The following is a 252-nucleotide window of genomic DNA, read 5'->3' on the forward strand; positions in this document are numbered from 1 at the left end:
GTTTCAAACCAACTAAAGCAATAGGAGTGTTTTATAGTTAAGGAGTTGTGTAATCATGCGCAAAGTATCTGCGCGCTTTATTTACTTTTTCGGGGCCCTCGGCGGTTTGCTCTTCGGTTACGATACTGGTGTTATTTCCGGGGCCATTCTGTTTATTCAAAAACAGATGCACCTGGGAACTTGGGAACAAGGCTGGATCGTTTCCGCGGTACTGCTGGGTGCCATCTTAGGTTCATTGTTTATCGGGCCATC

Annotated in this window: 1 protein-coding gene; it reads left to right on the forward strand. The window is 46.0% G+C overall.

The window, feature by feature from the left end:
• Positions 1-55: 55 nt before the first annotated feature.
• Positions 56-252, forward strand: a 197-nt coding sequence (locus tag SAY88_RS25355; RefSeq protein WP_332635207.1) for an MFS transporter, incomplete at its 3' end; no start/stop codon positions are given.

The sequence above is a fragment of the Halalkalibacter flavus genome (assembly GCF_036663575.1).
GTDB classification, from domain to species: Bacteria; Bacillota; Bacilli; order Bacillales; family Bacillaceae_D; genus Halalkalibacter; species Halalkalibacter flavus.